Below are 16,720 nucleotides of genomic sequence, written 5' to 3'. Positions count from 1 at the left end.
ATCGGGCGCGCTCAACGCGCCCGCTGTTCCCTACAGAGGAATTAACCGTGAAAAAGCTAATCAATCAGGTCGATTCAGTACTTAACGAACAGTTACTCGGCATGGCTGCCGCTCACCCGGAGTTGCAGGTGCATCAGGATCCTGTGTTTGTGACCCGCACGGCGGGGCCGATCCCAGGCAAAGTGGCGATCCTGTCTGGCGGTGGTAGTGGCCATGAGCCGATGCACTGCGGCTTCGTGGGTGAGGGAATGCTGGACGGTGCTTGCCCAGGGGAGATTTTCACCTCACCGACGCCGGATAAAATGTACGACTGCGGCCAAGCTATTGACGGCGGCGCCGGGGTGTTGCTGATCATCAAGAACTACACCGGTGACATCCTCAACTTTGAAACGGCGACCGAATTGCTGCATGACAGTGGCGTGCCAGTGGCAACGGTGCTGGTGGATGACGACGTAGCGGTCAAAGATAGCCTGTTCACCGCAGGCCGACGTGGCGTTGCCAATACGGTGCTGATGGAGAAACTGCTCGGCGCGGCAGCGGTCCGGGGTGATGATCTGGACGCGCTGGTCACACTGGGGCACAAAATCAACAACCAAGGCCACTCGCTAGGGATTGCTCTGGGCGCTTGCACCGTGCCTGCGGCAGGTAAGCCGTCGTTTACTTTGGCGGATAACGAGATGGAGTTCGGCGTTGGCATCCACGGCGAACCGGGGATCGAACGGCGGACGTTCACCACCCTCGATCAAACGGTAGATGACATGTTCCATACCCTGATCGATCACGGTGATTACCAGCGCTCGATCCGCGTTTGGGATCGTCAGCAGGGAGAATGGCGTGAAGAGAGCCAGAGCAAACGAGCTTTGACGCAGGGGGACCGGGTGATTGCGTTGGTCAATAACCTGGGGGCTACGCCGCTTTCCGAACTGTACGGAGTTTACCACCGTTTGGCGCAGCGTTGCGCTGCGGCCGGGATCGTCATTGAACGCAATCTGGTGGGGTCATACTGCACCGCATTGGATATGCAGGGGGTTTCCATTACCTTGCTGCAAGTGGATGACGAGCTGTTATCGCTGTGGGATGCGCCGGTGAACACGCCAGCGCTACGCTGGGGCTGAGGAGGAAACATGACATTAAGCAAACAGCAGGTCGTTGAGTGGTTGATGCGTTGTGGTGAGGTCTTTACCCGCGAACGCGATTTCTTGACTCAGTTGGATAGCGATATCGGCGATGGCGACCACGGCCTGAATATGAACCGTGGCTTTAGCAAGGTGGTAGAAAAGCTGCCTTCGGTAGCGGACAAGGACATCGGCTTTATTCTCAAAAACACCGGCATGACGCTGCTCTCCAGCGTTGGTGGTGCCAGTGGTCCGCTGTTCGGCACCTTCTTCATCCGTGCGGCTCAGGCAGCCAACGCCAAGCAGAGCCTGGATCTGGCGGAGTTGAAGCAGGTGATCCAGGAAGGCGCGGAAGGCGTAGCGATGCGTGGCAAGGCAGAGCCGGGCGATAAAACCATGTGTGATGTCTGGGGGCCGGTCGTTGCAAGCCTGGGTGAGTCGTTACAGCAGCAGCTCAGCGTGACCCAGGCGCTACAACAGGCCGCCGTTCGGGCTGAGCAGGCAGCACAGGCCACTATCGTCATGCAGGCCCGTAAAGGGCGCGCCAGCTATTTGGGCGAACGCAGCATCGGCCATCAGGATCCGGGCGCAACCTCAGTCATGCTGATGATAAAAACGCTGGCCCAGGTGGTCGAGGAGGCAGGATGATCAATATCGTCGTAGTTTCGCATAGTGCACAACTGGCGCAGGGTGTTGAGCAACTCGCCCGCCAGATGATGCGCGGCGAGGGTTGCAAACTGGTGCTGGCGGCGGGGGTCGATGATGAGCTACACCCGATCGGCACCGATGCGGTGAAAGTGATGGAAGCGATTGAATCCGTGGCTGACGGAGAGGGGATCGTGGTGCTGATGGATCTCGGCAGCGCATTATTGAGTGCGGAAACCGCGCTTGAGCTGCTCGACCCAGAGGTAGCGGCCAAGGTGGTACTGTGTGCGGCACCGCTGGTGGAAGGCACGCTGGCCGCGGTCGTAGCGGCTAACGCGGGCGGTAGCCTGGAGCAGGTGCTGGCAGAGGCGCAAGGAGCCTTGCAGGCCAAGCAGGCACAGCTCGGTGAGGAGATACCCGCCAGCAAGCCACTGAATTTACCGCTGAGTCAGGGAAAAAGCCTGAGTTGGACGGTACAGAATCCACACGGGTTGCACGCTCGCCCGGCGGCACGTCTGGCAGAGGCTCTGGCTCCTTTTGCAGCGGAACTGGTGCTGGAAAAGCATGGCCAATGTGCCAACCCGCGTAGCCTGAATCAGCTGGCTTTGTTGCAGGTTCGCCACGGCGACACTATCCGTCTGATTGCCGATGGCGCACAGGCTGATGAAGCGCTGGCGGCTTTCAAGGCGTTGGCAGAGCAGCATTTTGGCGAAACCGTATCTGAGCAGCAACTGCCTTCGCTGCACGGTATCCCCGTGGAGGAAAGCGTCAGCAGTGGTCCGATATTCCAGGTGTCGAGCTTCTGGCCACAAACGGAAGAACGCCAGCTAGGGGCCGATGACGTGCTCAATGAACAGCAGCGCCTGCGTATCGCATTGCAGCAGACGTTAGACGATTTGAACAGGCTGGCCGATCGCACTGGCAACCTGATCGGCAAACCGCAGGCGGCGATCTTTGGGGCGCACAGCATGCTGTTAGACGATCCCGATCTGCAACAGGCTGCCTTTACCCGTATCGCCCAACAGCAGTGCAGCGCGGAACTGGCGTGGCGGCAGGAGTTGGAGCAGATTGCCGCCGATTATCGGGCGCTGGATGATGAGTATTTGCAGGCGCGGGAACTGGACGTGCGTGACATGCTGCGCCGTACGCTGAGCCATCTGTCACGGCAGCCTATCCCGGCGATCGTGCTCAATGAGCCAGCGATCCTGGTGATGGATGAGCTGATGCCTTCCGACGTCGTGATGCTCGATCGGCGCATGGTTCTCGGGATTTGCCTGAGCGGCGGCAACGCCTTGTCACACACCGCGATCCTGGCCAAAGCGATGGGGATACCGATGGTGGTCGGCATGAGCGAATGTATGAGCAAGACCCGCAGCGGCCAGAAAGCGATGCTGGACGCGGCGCGCGGTACCTTACAGCTCAGCCATTAACCCCGCTGCTTGAACTGGCTGATATCGATATTCAACTGTTTGACTTTACGCCACAAAGTGGTGCGGCTGATGCCCAGCAGCTGCGCCATTTCGTTAAGCTGCCCGTGGCTGACGTTGGCCACGCGGATAATAGCCTGCAACTCCATTTCCGCCAGCGTCATCAGTGGCATAGCCGGTTGAGAGTCGCTTTCCACTAGCGGCTGATGGCTGAGCAAATGAGCGGGTAGGTCGGCCAGTTGAATATGATGGCCGTGGCAAATCATCGCGGCGCGCTCTATCACCCCTTTCAGTTCCAGATCGTTACCCGGCCACAGGTACAGACCAAGTTGGGTCATAACGTCGTCGTCCACCCGGAAACGACATTGGAAGTGTTGCTCCAGGGCGCGCAGATGGTGCTGAACCAGCAAAGGGATGTCACTTAGGCGCTGGCGTAACGGCGGAATTTGGATCTCAAAGGCTTGCAGACTATAAAACAGCTGACGGCGGAAGCGGTTCTGTTGCACCAACACTGCCAGGTTGGCGGCGCTGGTGGCGATCACCCGCACGTTCACCGGGATCACGCGGCTGGAATTCATACGCATCACCACGCCGGTTTTTAGCACCTGCAACAGGGCGGACTGCATGGCCAGCGGCAGGTATTCGACCTGTTCAAGATGCAGCGTGCCGCCGTTGGCCAGTTCGAACTTACTGAGTTGGCCCGCTTCTTCTTCATTGGCATCACTGCCCAACAGCTCCTTCAACCCTTGCGCCTCGGGCAGCAACTGGCAGTTTAAGGCGATATAAGGCCCGACGGCACGTTCACTGGCATTGTGGATGGCCTGGCTGACCAGTTCTTTCCCCACCCCTTCTTCACCGCAAAGCAAAATCGGGTGATGGCCCTTCGCCGCCTGCTGACCATAGCGGATCAGACGGCGCATTTCCTGGGTGCCTGAAGGCATCTGTTCGAAGGTGTGGCTGACCCGGCCGATCTGGCTGCTGACGTACTGATGCAGCCTTTCCAAGGGATGCAGCAAGGCGATAAAGCTACAGTGCTCACCGTCCAGGATCGGTTTGAGGGTGAGTAGCGCGGCGATAAACTGGCCCTGGCTTTCAAAGGTGACTTCCACATGCTGTAACGGCTGGCGTTGGCTGATGGCGCGGTTAAGCAAGGCCGGTAGCGTCAATAACTGTGCCAGCGGCTTGCCCTGGCTCTGCTGTTCGTGCAGCTTCAGCATAGCGGCGGCGCGCGGGTTGATATATTGCAGATAACCCCGGTGATCCCAGGCCATGACACCGTCGTCTACGCTGTCCAGTAGCCCGTTGAGCTGATTGAGATGGCGGTTGGATTCGGCCAGCAGGCCGTCGGCGTTCAGGGCATTGCCGATCTCCCGGGCGATCGCCAGGATCAGGGAAAGATCGCCTGCATTACAATCGGCCAACTGGCAACCCAAAGCCAACATACCCCGCTGGCGGCCGCTATTGTCATGCACCGGTGCGGCGCAGAATGACCAGCCATGCAGCGCCTGGCGCACGTGTTCATCGCTATGGATCTGTACCGGATGCCCCTCGGATGCGGCCAGAGAAGGGGCATTGGTGCCGATGTCGCCTTCTGCCCAATAAGCACCAGGCGCAAAACCCAGTTCGAGCAGCTGTTCGCCGGTCGTCTTGTCGCCGCATTGCCACAGCGTACAGCCGCTTTCGTCGAGGATCAGCAACACGCAGTGACGCTGCTCCATATATTCCCAGGCATCCTCCAACGCTGCCTGGCCAAGCGTAATGAAATCATCCTTACGCCGGCAGATCGAGTCGAAGGTGGTGCCCAGAGCACGATGTGGGGCTTTCCACACGGCGGGTTGCATCAGGTGGCTGCAGCGTAGCCAGGAGGCATAAATGGCCGGGGAGGGGCGCAGCTGTGGCGGTAACGCGCCTTCGGTGATCAACCGTTGCCAGAGTGAAGCGTTGTCCATCAGATCCCGTTCAGCAGGTAAACCCAAATAGGGAGTTAATCATAACATTAACCCATTTACAGAGGCTGTGAGGCGATGGGCAGATGCGGGATTATTGGATAAAAAAACGGGACGCGGTAAATACCGGGCCCCGTTATTCGGTAGCTCAAAGCCGCCGCAGATTATCTGCTGGCCGTTGGCCGGGTGGTGCTGGAACCGTCAACATAAGCATCTTGTGCCGCGGTGGGTGGCGCTACCACATCTGGCGCGGTGGAGATTGGCTTGCCTAGTGCTCCGTTAAGCATCATCAGATCGTTTTCGTTCAGCGTGCCGAGCGCGGATTTGATGTTCAACTGGTTGATCAGGTAAGAATAACGCGCATTGGAAAGCTGCTGCTTGGCGTTATACAGCGTGGTTGTCGCATCCAACACGTCAACGATGGTACGGGTACCCACTTCGTAACCGGCTTCGGTCGCATCCAGAGAGCTCTGGGCAGAAACCACCGCTTGTTTATAAGCGCTGATGCTGCTGATGGACGCAGAAACGTTGTTGAAGGAGGAACGCACGGTTTGCACCACGCTGCGGTGTGCGCTTTCCAACTGCTCGCTGGCACCGACGAAGTTGTACTGCGCCTGTTCTACCCGCGAGTTGGTTATGCCGCCGTTGTACAGTGGCACGCTAACGCTGATGCCGACCTGGTTCTGGCCGATATCTTTGTTTTGATTAATGTTCTCTGAACCACTGTACCTGTTATTGCTAACGCTGGTGGAAGCGTTCAGATCGACGGTCGGCATATAGCCGGTTTGTGCCGATTTGATCTGCTCACGGGCCAGATCCTGGCTCAGGCGGGCAGACAACAGGCTCAGGTTGCGGCTTTCCGCTTCCTTCAACAGGCTGTTGACGGCATCCGGGCGTTTGGTGCTGAACTTGTTGGTATCCAGCGAGGCCAGTTCCGGGTAGAAGGTGCCGGTGATCTGGCGTAACACTTCGACCGCGTTATCCAGGTTGTTGCGGGCAGTCACTTCGTTAGCCAGCACGGTATCGTAGTTGGCACGGGCGTTCTGCACGTCGGTAATGGCAACCAGGCCCACGTTAAAGCGCTGGGTGGTTTGATCCAAGGTACGGTAGACCGCTTGTTTATTCGCCTGGGTGTAGGACAGGGCATCGATCGCCTGTAGTACGTTGAAATAGGCGGTGGCCGTATCCAGGATTAATTTCTGTGATGACGTCTGGAAAGTGACGTCGGTGATACCGGCGGCCTTTTCCTGCAGCGTCAACGCGCGCCATTTGGACATATCAAAGATGGTCTGCGTCAACCCCAGTGAGCCTTGGGTAACATTGCTGTTGGAGTTGCTAGCATCGCGGAAGCCGTTGTTATAGGTATAACCGGCAGATAAGCCAAGCTGCGGCAGCAACGGGCTGCGTGCTTCGTTGATTTTTTCAAACGCCGCATCACGGTCGGCAGCGGTTTTACGCAGATCCGGGTTACTTTCCCTGGCCTGTTTGTAAACCTGCAACAGGTTCTCTGCCTGGCTCATGGTGCTGAAGCCTGCGAGGCTCAGACCAATAAGAAGGGGGAGCAGTTTCTTCATTTGCATTCCTTGTTGTGCAGCAATATTGCTATGTTAGCGCTGACGATAGACGAATAGTTGCCAATTCTAGCAGAGTCTGCCGAGCGCTGAGGGTGGCTTAATGTGCCATCTCACAGAACTTTTACCTTGGTGTACGCTACGTTTACTGACACTGGGCTATTTGCATCGGCGCTACCTGATATCATGGTTCACAATCTAACACAAAGCGGGTGAAGATAATCCCGCCGTTTCTGTCATCAAATCCCTTTATTTTGTCGGCATAATTATACAGGAGAATCCGTAGATGAACCGCTCGCAACCTTCACCCGTTACTTTCGACAAAAACGATGTAGAAATTATTGCACGAGAGACGCTATACCGTGGTTTTTTTTCACTCGACTTATATCGCTTTCGCCATCGTTTGTTCAACGGTGAGATGAGCGGAGAGGTCACTCGCGAGGTTTTTGAGCGCGGCCATGCGGCGGTGTTGTTACCCTATGATCCCATCAGGGACGAAGTGGTGCTGGTTGAACAACTGCGGATCCCGGCCATCGATAGCTCAGCTTCCCCCTGGCTGCTGGAAATGGTTGCGGGTATGATCGAAACGGGAGAAAGCGTTGAAGACGTATGCCGCCGTGAAGCATTGGAAGAGGCTGGCGTGGTGGTGGGGCGCTGCAAGCCGGTGCTGAGCTATCTGGCCAGCCCTGGTGGCACCAGCGAACGTCTGTCTATTATGGTTGGTGAGGTTGACGCCCTGACGGCCGAAGGGATCCACGGATTGCCCGAAGAGCATGAAGATATCCGTGTCCACGTGGTCAGCCGCGAACAGGCTTACCGCTGGGTTGAAGAAGGCGCGATTGATAATGCCGCATCAGTGATTGCATTGCAGTGGCTGGCGTTGCACCATGAATCGCTTAAAGCAGAATGGGCCAACTAAATGCAAAAGCGCTATACCCCTGACTTCCCCGAAATGATGAGATTGTGTGAAACCAACTTCGCGCAATTGCGGCGTTTGATGCCGCGTAACGACGAAGTCGATGAAACCGTCACTTATCAGGTGAATGGCGCCCACTATCGTCTGACTATTGTTGAATCTACCCGTTACACTACGCTGGTGCAGATCGAGCAGACTGCGCCTGCGGTCAGCTACTGGAGCCTGCCTGCGATGACGGTGCGGCTGTACCATGACGCGATGGTTGCGGAAGTGTGTTCCAGTCAGCAGATCTATCGGTTTAAAGCGCGTTATGATTATCCGAACAAAAAGTTGCATCAACGTGACGAAAAGCATCAAATTAACCAGTTTCTTGCTGATTGGTTGCGCTACTGTTTAGCGCATGGAGCAATGGCGGTTCCGGCTTGTTAGGTCGACGGAGATAACAAAGGACACCATTTGGAAAGCCTGTTTAGACTGCCCGTGGCGAGTGGGGCCAAGGTCAGGATCTTACAAATAACAGATACCCACCTGTTTGCTGGCAAGAGTGAGACCTTGCTCGGCATCAATACCTATGCCAGCTATCACGCGGTGCTGGATGCGGTGATCGCGCAGCAGCGTGAGTGCGACCTGATCGTGGCAACCGGCGATCTGGCGCAGGATCATTCCCAGGCGGCATACCGGCACTTCGCCGATGGCATCACCCGTTTGCCCGCGCCCTGTGTCTGGCTGCCGGGGAACCACGATTTTCAGCCTGCGATGGTAGATGCGCTGGCCGCAGCCGGTATCTCACCTTCAAAGCAGGTGCTGCTGGGGGACAACTGGCAGGTGCTATTGCTGGATAGCCAGGTGTTTGGCGTGCCGCACGGCGAGCTGAGTGAATACCAGCTCGAGTGGATGGAACGTTGTCTGGAGGCTCATCCAGAGCGCTACACGCTGCTGTTACTGCATCACCATCCGTTGCCTTCCGGCTGCACCTGGCTTGATCAACACAGCTTGCGTAACCCGCATACGCTGGCGGCCGTGCTGTGGCGCTATCCGAAAGTGAATACCTTGCTGTGCGGGCATATCCACCAGGAATTGGATCTGGGTTGGCACGGGCGTCGGCTGTTGGCCACGCCGTCCACCTGCGTGCAATTCAAGCCACACTGCACCAATTTTACGATCGACGACGTTTCCCCAGGTTGGCGCTATCTCGACCTGTTGCCGGATGGCCGGGTGGAAACCCAGGTATTCCGGCTGGAAAACGATGACTTCCGCCCCGACATGGATTCGGACGGCTACTGATGCCTTCAACCTTACTTTACCTGCACGGTTTCAACAGCTCGCCGCTTTCGGCCAAGGCCACGGCTTTCAAAGCCTGGCTGGCGGAAAATCATCCCCATATCGACATGCTGGTACCGCAGTTGCCGCCCTACCCGGCGGAGGCGGCGGAAATGCTGGAAGATATGGTGATGGCGCGGGCAGGCCAGACGATGGGCGTCGTAGGCTCCTCGTTGGGCGGTTATTATGCCACCTGGTTATCACAGTGTTTTGCGTTGCCAGCGGTAGTGGTAAACCCTGCGGTGAAGCCGTATGAGCTGCTGATCGACTATCTGGGGAGCAACGAGAACCCCTACACCGGGCAGCGATATGTGTTAGAGTCACGCCACGTTTATGATCTGAAAGTGATGCAGGTCGATCCCTTGGAGTCGCCGGATTTAATCTGGTTGCTACAGCAAACGGGCGATGAAATTCTCGATTACGGTCAGGCAGTGGCTTATTACACCGCCTGCCGGCAAACGGTGGAGTCGGGCGGAAACCACGCTTTCGTTGGTTTCGAGCACTACTTCCCGCAGATTGTGGATTTTTTAGGGCTATGACGCCGCAGCAACTTCAGCTATCACAGATATACTGAACAGGCAGCGGGCGATTTCGGCACCTTCCCTCAACCACGAAAAAATAATCAACGATGACTCAATCCAGCTATAACGCTGATGCCATTGAAGTACTCAGCGGTCTAGAACCAGTGCGCCGTCGTCCCGGTATGTATACCGACACGACGCGTCCGAACCACCTCGGTCAAGAGGTGATAGATAACAGCGTCGATGAAGCGTTGGCGGGCCATGCCAAGCGTATCGACGTGATCCTGCACGCCGATCAGTCACTGGAAGTGATCGACGACGGCCGCGGCATGCCGGTGGATATCCACCCTGAAGAAGGCGTACCGGCGGTTGAGTTGATCATGTGTCGTCTGCACGCGGGCGGTAAATTCTCCAACAAGAACTACCAGTTCTCCGGCGGCCTGCACGGCGTGGGGATTTCGGTGGTTAACGCCCTGTCCAAACGGGTGGAAGTCAACGTCAAGCGCGACGGTAACGTCTATAGCATCGCTTTTGAGAACGGCGACAAGGTGCAGGATTTGGCGGTGACCGGTAGCTGCGGCAAGCGCAACACCGGCACCAGCATTCACTTCTGGCCTGACGAGCAGTTCTTCGACAGCCCGCGCTTCTCGGTTTCCCGCCTGTCGCACCTGCTTAAAGCCAAAGCGGTGCTGTGCCCCGGCGTTGAAATCTACTTTATTGACAAGCTGAACAACACCGAGCAGCGCTGGTGCTATCAGGACGGCCTGACCGACTACCTGATGGAAGCGGTGAACGGCCTGATCACCCTGCCGGAAAAGGCGTTTGTCGGCAATTTTGCCGGTGATACCGAAGCGGTGGACTGGGCGTTGCTGTGGCTACCGGAGGGCGGGGAACTGCTGACGGAGAGCTACGTCAACCTGATCCCCACCATGCAGGGCGGCACGCACGTCAACGGCCTGCGCCAAGGGCTGCTGGATGCGATGCGCGAGTTCTGTGAATTCCGCAATATTCTGCCGCGCGGCGTGAAGCTGTCTGCGGAAGATATTTGGGATCGCTGTGCCTACGTGCTGTCGGTGAAAATGCAGGATCCGCAATTCGCGGGCCAGACTAAAGAGCGGCTCTCTTCTCGCCAGTGCGCGGCGTTTGTTTCCGGCGTGGTGAAAGATGCCTTCAGTCTGTGGCTGAATCAGAACGTCCAGGCGGCCGAGCAACTGGCCGAACTGGCGATCTCCAGCGCTCAACGTCGCCTGCGTGCGGCGAAGAAGGTGGTGCGTAAGAAGCTGACCAGTGGGCCTGCGTTACCGGGCAAGCTGGCGGACTGCACCTCGCAGGATCTGAGCATGACCGAACTGTTCCTGGTGGAAGGGGACTCGGCGGGCGGCTCGGCCAAGCAGGCGCGCGATCGCGAATATCAGGCGATCATGCCGCTGAAGGGCAAGATCCTCAACACCTGGGAAGTTTCCTCAGACGAAGTGTTGGCCTCGCAGGAAGTCCATGATATCTCGGTGGCGATCGGCATCGATCCCGACAGCGAAGATCTCAGCCAACTGCGCTACGGCAAAATCTGTATCCTGGCGGATGCGGACTCCGATGGCCTGCACATCGCCACGCTGCTGTGTGCGCTGTTCGTGCGCCACTTCCGTTCGCTGGTAAAGGGTGGCCATGTGCACGTTGCGATGCCACCGCTATACCGTATCGACCTGGGCAAAGAAGTCTATTACGCCCTCGACGAGGAAGAGAAAGCCGGCGTGCTGGAGCAGTTGAAGCGTAAGAAGGGCAAGCCGAACGTACAGCGCTTTAAAGGGCTGGGTGAGATGAACCCGCTGCAACTGCGTGAAACGACGCTCGATCCCAACACTCGCCGTCTGGTGCAGTTGACCATCGATGACGAGAATACCGATCAGACCATGGCCATTATGGACATGCTGTTGGCGAAGAAGCGCTCGGAAGACCGCCGCAACTGGCTGCAAGACAAGGGCGATACCGCCGAGCTTTCAGTCTGATGCCTGTGGGGCCGCAACCGCGGCCCCACGTTTTTACATTGTGCCATCCCTGGCGCACTGCGTGCTGCGCCCGATAACCCAGGGCGGAATGCATGAAAATCACCCTCGAAGAACTATTGGCTTATACCTCCGTGGTCGACAGCGGTTCGATTACCGCCGCCGCCGAGCAGCTTGGCCAAACCACCTCAGGCATCAGCCGGGCGCTGAGCCGTCTGGAAAAAAAACTCGATACCACGTTACTGCGCCGCACCACACGTCGTCTGGAATTGACCGAAGAGGGGCAGAGCTTTTTGGCCCATGCGCGGGAAATTATCAATTCGGTGGAACATGCCGAGGAGCAGATGGCGCTACGTCGTCTGAACCCGGCGGGCAGGCTGCGGGTTAACGCTGCCGCGCCCTTTATGGAGCATGTGATCGTGCCGCTGGTCGCCGGTTTCCGCCAACGTTTCCCACAGATTGAGCTGGAGCTGAACACCGATAACCTGATTATCGATCTGCTGGAGAAGCGCACCGATGTCGCCATTCGTATTGGCGCATTGCGAGACTCCACCATCCACGCGCGCTTGCTGGGGGCCAGCCGGTTACGCATCCTTGCCAGCCCGGACTATATTGCCCGCTTTGGGGCACCGCAGAGTGTCGAAGAGCTAAACCACCATAGCCTGCTAGGTTTTACGCAGCCCGAGTCGCTTAATCTGTGGCCGCTGCGCCATCGGCAGGCGGAGCGCTTTGCCATTACCCCAACGCTATCAGCCTCCAGCGGCGAAACGCTGCGGCAATTGGCGCTACGGGGGGAAGGGATTGCCCAATTGGCCGATTTTATGACGCGGGAAGATCAGCGGGAAGGGCGTCTGGTTCAGTTGCTGGCGGCCGAAACGTTGGATGTCCGCCAGCCAATCAATGCGGTGTATTATCGCAATGCCCAGTTGGCCGCACGGATCACCTGTTTTCTGGACTATGTCAGCGCGCATATCACCGATGCACAGAGCCTGTAGAAATGTGTGGGAGGGTAGTTATCTGACACCCTCATCCCCGCCTATTACTCTCTTCTGCGAACAACTTTAATTGGGTATTGAATTATTGTTTTTTCTACTATTAGCAAGCTTTTTAACGATTATTCTGATAAAGAAATGAGATTCGGATTTTATTCTTATACTGCACAGTAATAAAAAAATGGATGTTATTTAATTATTATAACTGATTTAAAATAGAGCATAAGGAAAAGCCTATATTAATTGCGATATTTAATATCGCAAGATAATCAACTTACTATCATTTTATCAATAAAAGCATAACTTAAACGTATTATTAAAATAACATTGATTAACGTAAAATTAACATGCTAATGTACTTGAATCCGCATGACGGATAGTTAATCAAGCCATCAGTTAATATCATTTAAATAAACTGCATTTATTTTATAAGTGCGGTTTCTGCATGGCTAACAAACCATTAATAAAAAGGAATTTATTCTGATGAATAAACAAAGAGCACAACTGATCGCCAAACTCAAGCCTATTTGTTTTTTTAGCCTTGTAGCCTGGGGTGGTGTAGCACAAGCAACAATCACGTCATCGGCCGTAGGTGGGCCAGCGGTTAATGTCGGATCTAATGGCAGCACCGTGATAAATATCAATAAGGCAGGTAACGGCGGAGTTTCCCACAATATTTACACGCAGTTTGATGTGGATAAAGGTGGTGTTGTCCTTAATAATAGTGTGGCTAATTCTACCTCGCAACTTGCCGGTAATATCGCCGGGAACGCTAATCTGGCTGGCGGCTCTGCATCCATCATCCTCAACGAAGTCAACTCTACCAAGGCAAGTCAGTTGAACGGTATGATTGAGGTGACTGGTCAGAAGGCGCAGGTCATCGTGGCTAACCCGTCAGGGATCACCTGTAGTGGCTGTGGTTTTATCAACACTGAACGTGCCACCTTAACCACTGGTAAAGCGCAGGTTGCCAATGGCACGCTGCTTGGCTATACCGTGGATAAAGGAACCATCATTATTAACGGCAATGGCCTGAAAACCGGGGATAGCAACTATACCGACGTGATCTCCCGAGCTGTACAGATTAACGCCGATATTCGCGCCAAAGACCTAAAAGTGACTACTGGGCGTAACAACGTGAATGCAGATAACACCCAGATTGGGGAACTGACGCCTTCTGGCGTTGCCCCTACGCTGGCGATAGATGTTGCCAAGCTGGGCGGCATGTACGCCAACAAAATTACCTTGGTGAGCACCGATCGCGGTATTGGTGTACGTAACGCGGGCACTATTGGTGCTGCGGTAAGTGATGTTAACATCACGACTGATGGTATCCTGGAGAATAAAGGGACTATCGATGCCGCGCGTGACGTCAATATCGATACCACCCGTGGCAGAAATGCGGGTAATGGTTATTACTATGCCTATGGTCGTGCGTTAAATAACTCGGCCAACGGTACCATTAAAGCGGCGGGTAATATCAAGATCGATATTGCAAAAAGCCAGTTGAGCAATGGTGGAGGCAATATTTTAACCTATGGTGAAGATCAGGGTGATATTAATATTGTCAGTGCGGGTATTGATAATAAGTATGGCAATATTCAAGGCGTTGGTGTTATCAATACGCGCCTTGACCCTTACGCTTATGGCTACGTCCGGACATTAAGCAACTCCGGTGGCGTTATTAGCGGCAAAAAAGGCGTAGTGTTGTCCTCCTCCACCCTTGATAACACCAGTGGCATGATCAACTCAGCCAACGGCGCTGTCGATATTAATACGGCTGGATATACGTTGACCAACCTTAACGGGACGATTAACGCAGGCAAAGATCTAAAGCTTAATACCAGTATTCTGAACAATAGCTCCGGGCTGGTGCAGTCCCAAGATAATATAACCATTAACACCAATAAACAAACTCTGAATAACACCAAAGGAGCGATTCGCGGTAGCAAAAACGTGTTCATTAACAGCGCTAGCCTGAATAACACTGCCGGACGCTTGTTGGCAGACAATTACCTGGATATCAATACCAATGGCGGTACCATCACTAACGCAGGCCTTACCAAAGGTGCCTATGATGCCGAGTTGTCCAGCGGTTTGGGTGGTATGACCTTGATCGCCAGCACCATCAATAACAGCTATGGCAAGATTGCTTCGCTGGGGGATATTGTCACCAATACCTCTTCGCTGTTGAAAAATAGTTACAGCCTGATTGACAGCGATAGCAATATTGTCATTACGACCAGAAGCCTGGATAACACCTATGGCTTGATTGAATCGGCTAAAGATACTGTCATCACTGCCGACTCGATCGCTAACAGCGTTGGTAGTATCGACGCCGACGCGCAGGCTACCCTGATGCTTTCCGGTAGCTACAGCCATTACGGTAACCTGAGCGGTAAGCAAGGGGTCAATATCAACGCGGATAAAGGCTACGTCTACAACTACGGTACTTTGACTTCCAACAATGGCCAGACGATGGTTAATACCCGCAGTTTCTACAACCAGCGTGGTGCGGTTGTTAATAGCCCTGCCGGCCTGCATTTAGTACTGGCCACGCCAGGCGCTTTCACCAATAGCGGGACGATTGAAGGCCCAATCACCCTCAAATCGGTTAAGTAGTAAATAGAACGGCAGCCTCGGTTACAGGGGCTGCCTGATTTTATGACGCCTGTCAGAGTTATATACCCTATGGATTTTAAGTTGCGGCTTGAAAGACGACGGGTATAAATCGCGCTATAAGGATATAGAAATATGCACGTTCGTTTTTCCGGCTCCGTATTATTGGCATTAGTAATTTTTAGCGCTCAAGGGGCGGAGAATGTTCAACTGATAGAACAACAGGTAAACCATCAACAGGAACAGGAAAAAGCGCGTTATCAACAATTAGAAACACAGGGTAAAGAGGTCCGCGCTGCGGGTAGTGATCCACAAAGTTCAAAGATTGCTTTTCCCGATGAGCCCAACTGTTTTCAAATCCGTCAGGTGATCCTTGAAAAGGACGGTAGAATTCCTCAGTGGTTACCGCTACACAAATTCACCACCCAGGCAGAAGATCGCTGTCTGGGGATTGAAGGTATTCGCGCGTTAGCCACCGCCATACAAAACAAGCTGATTGGTCACGGCTACATCACTACGCGAGTGGTCATTCCTCGGCAGGATTTGAACGAAGGCGTGCTGACGCTAGTCGTTTTGCCTGGGGCTATTGGCGAGGTCTCTTTAAGCGATGACAGCGACAAATACGTCAATCTGCATGCCACCTTCCCCGGGCATAAGGGCGATATTCTGGATCTGCGGGCCATTGAACAAGGGTTGGAGAATATCCAGCGCGTTCCTGGGGCTGACGCTAACGTGATCCTGCGGCCGGGAGAGCGTGCCGGGGAAACCGACATTGAAATCCAGCGTACACAGCCTTCGTCCTGGCGCATCGGCGGGTGGTTTGATGACTCTGGCAGTAAGTATACCGGGCGCTACCAAAGTGGCGTGGCGGTCTATCTGGATAACCCGACCTCAATGAACGATCTGTTCTATGCGTCCGTCGGGCGTGATTTGCACTTTCAAAAGTCGCGTAATGCCAAGAATGGCTCGCTGTATTACTCCGTACCCTATGGTTTCTGGTCAGTGGATATGTATGCCAGCCACAGCGAATATTTACAGCGAATTTCCGGCACCTGGACCGATTTTCACTACCAGGGTAAAAGTAATAACTTGAGCCTTAAAGTGAACCGCCTGCTCTATCGTAATGAAAATCAGAAAATCACTGGCAGTATCCAACTGCTGAAGAACAATTCGCATTACTATTTGAACGATACCGAAATTGAAATTCAGGAGCGCGATGTCACTAACCTGATTGCCAGGCTGAATCACCGGCGTTACGTCGGCCAGTCAATCATCGACGCGATGGTGGGGTATCAGCGCAACACGTCGTGGCTGGGTGCCCAACAGCAGGCGGGCACCAGTTCGCAAAGCCGTATTGTCAGCCTGGATGTAAGCGCATTGGTCCCTTTTAGCCTGTTTGGGCAATCGATGAGCTATCAACCGCGCTACCAGCTGCAATACAGCCCGGACCGGCTCGCGACACAGGACCAGTTCAGCATTGGCAACCGCTGGACGGTGCGCGGCTTTGACGGAGAATTCAATCTGTCGGCTAACAAGGGTTATTTCTTGCGTAATGATATCAACCTGAACCTGCCCAAACTAAGGCAACAGCTTTATACCGGCCTTGATTACGGCAAAGTGACTGGCAATAGCTTGACCAAGGGCCATC

13 protein-coding genes are annotated in these 16,720 nt (G+C 54.8%); 11 read left to right on the top strand and 2 right to left on the bottom strand.

The genetic code is table 11. The features are described 5' to 3' along the window. Positions 1–47 precede the first annotated feature (47 nt). Genes dhaK through dhaM form a run of 3 tightly spaced genes read left to right on the top strand, consistent with a single transcriptional unit; the run spans position 48 to position 3,190 of the window. Entirely contained in the window at positions 48–1,115 is a 1,068-nt protein-coding gene (gene dhaK / locus IMQ33_RS17510; RefSeq protein WP_098929766.1) for a dihydroxyacetone kinase subunit DhaK, read from the top strand. 9 nt (positions 1,116–1,124) lie between these two features. Then, positions 1,125–1,763: a dihydroxyacetone kinase subunit DhaL gene (gene dhaL, locus IMQ33_RS17505; RefSeq protein ID WP_098929767.1), complete on the top strand. Its 639-nt coding sequence runs from the start codon at positions 1,125–1,127 to the stop codon at positions 1,761–1,763. Continuing rightward, positions 1,760–3,190, top strand: coding sequence for a dihydroxyacetone kinase phosphoryl donor subunit DhaM (gene dhaM / locus IMQ33_RS17500; protein ID WP_065684674.1), 1,431 nt, complete (start codon positions 1,760–1,762; stop codon positions 3,188–3,190). Before dhaL ends, dhaM begins: the two co-directional genes overlap by 4 nt. Here the strand turns inward: dhaM and dhaR are convergent. Together dhaR and tolC are read right to left on the bottom strand one after the other, a co-directional pair. After that, a complete protein-coding gene (gene dhaR / locus IMQ33_RS17495) occupies positions 3,187–5,136 on the bottom strand; it encodes a dihydroxyacetone kinase operon transcriptional regulator DhaR (RefSeq protein WP_196061532.1) in 1,950 nt (649 codons plus the stop codon). The two genes, dhaM and dhaR, sit on opposite strands and share 4 nt — an antisense overlap. 161 nt (positions 5,137–5,297) lie before the next feature. Next, positions 5,298–6,707 (bottom strand): outer membrane channel protein TolC, encoded by a 1,410-nt coding sequence (tolC, locus tag IMQ33_RS17490; protein ID WP_098929769.1) that lies wholly within the window; start codon positions 6,705–6,707, stop codon positions 5,298–5,300. A 283-nt stretch (positions 6,708–6,990) separates the two neighbouring features. Here tolC and nudF point away from each other — a divergent pair, with 283 nt between their 5' ends. The 8 genes from nudF to IMQ33_RS17450 form a co-directional block, all read left to right on the top strand. Then, on the top strand, positions 6,991–7,623 hold the full coding sequence (gene nudF, locus IMQ33_RS17485; RefSeq protein ID WP_021179513.1) for an ADP-ribose diphosphatase: 633 nt from the start codon (positions 6,991–6,993) through the stop codon (positions 7,621–7,623). Beyond that, positions 7,624–8,049 (top strand): DUF1249 family protein, encoded by a 426-nt coding sequence (locus IMQ33_RS17480; RefSeq protein WP_021179514.1) that lies wholly within the window; start codon positions 7,624–7,626, stop codon positions 8,047–8,049. Positions 8,050–8,076: 27 nt separating this feature from the next. Then, on the top strand, positions 8,077–8,904 hold the full coding sequence (cpdA, locus tag IMQ33_RS17475; RefSeq protein WP_021806859.1) for a 3',5'-cyclic-AMP phosphodiesterase: 828 nt from the start codon (positions 8,077–8,079) through the stop codon (positions 8,902–8,904). Beyond that, positions 8,904–9,479, top strand: a complete 576-nt coding sequence (yqiA, locus tag IMQ33_RS17470) for an esterase YqiA (protein ID WP_196061531.1) — start codon at positions 8,904–8,906, stop codon at positions 9,477–9,479. The genes cpdA and yqiA overlap by 1 nt, the downstream gene beginning before the upstream one ends. An 89-nt stretch (positions 9,480–9,568) precedes the next feature. Continuing rightward, entirely contained in the window at positions 9,569–11,464 is a 1,896-nt protein-coding gene (gene parE, locus IMQ33_RS17465; protein WP_021179517.1) for a DNA topoisomerase IV subunit B, read from the top strand. Positions 11,465–11,556: 92 nt separating this feature from the next. Continuing rightward, on the top strand, positions 11,557–12,456 hold the full coding sequence (locus IMQ33_RS17460; protein WP_196061530.1) for a LysR family transcriptional regulator: 900 nt from the start codon (positions 11,557–11,559) through the stop codon (positions 12,454–12,456). Between the two features lie 480 nt (positions 12,457–12,936). Then, on the top strand, positions 12,937–15,075 hold the full coding sequence (locus tag IMQ33_RS17455; protein ID WP_196062663.1) for a filamentous hemagglutinin N-terminal domain-containing protein: 2,139 nt from the start codon (positions 12,937–12,939) through the stop codon (positions 15,073–15,075). Between the two features lie 132 nt (positions 15,076–15,207). Beyond that, the coding region (locus tag IMQ33_RS17450; protein WP_196067763.1) for a ShlB/FhaC/HecB family hemolysin secretion/activation protein at positions 15,208–16,720 on the top strand (1,513 nt) is incomplete at its 3' end.

It is taken from the genome of Serratia sp. Res13-Sevr-LER1-36-b (assembly GCF_015673035.1).
Classification (GTDB): Bacteria; Pseudomonadota; Gammaproteobacteria; order Enterobacterales; family Enterobacteriaceae; genus Chania; species Chania fonticola_C.
Note: the sequence above shows the minus strand (reverse complement) of the source record. Positions and strands in the feature narration are given on the sequence as shown.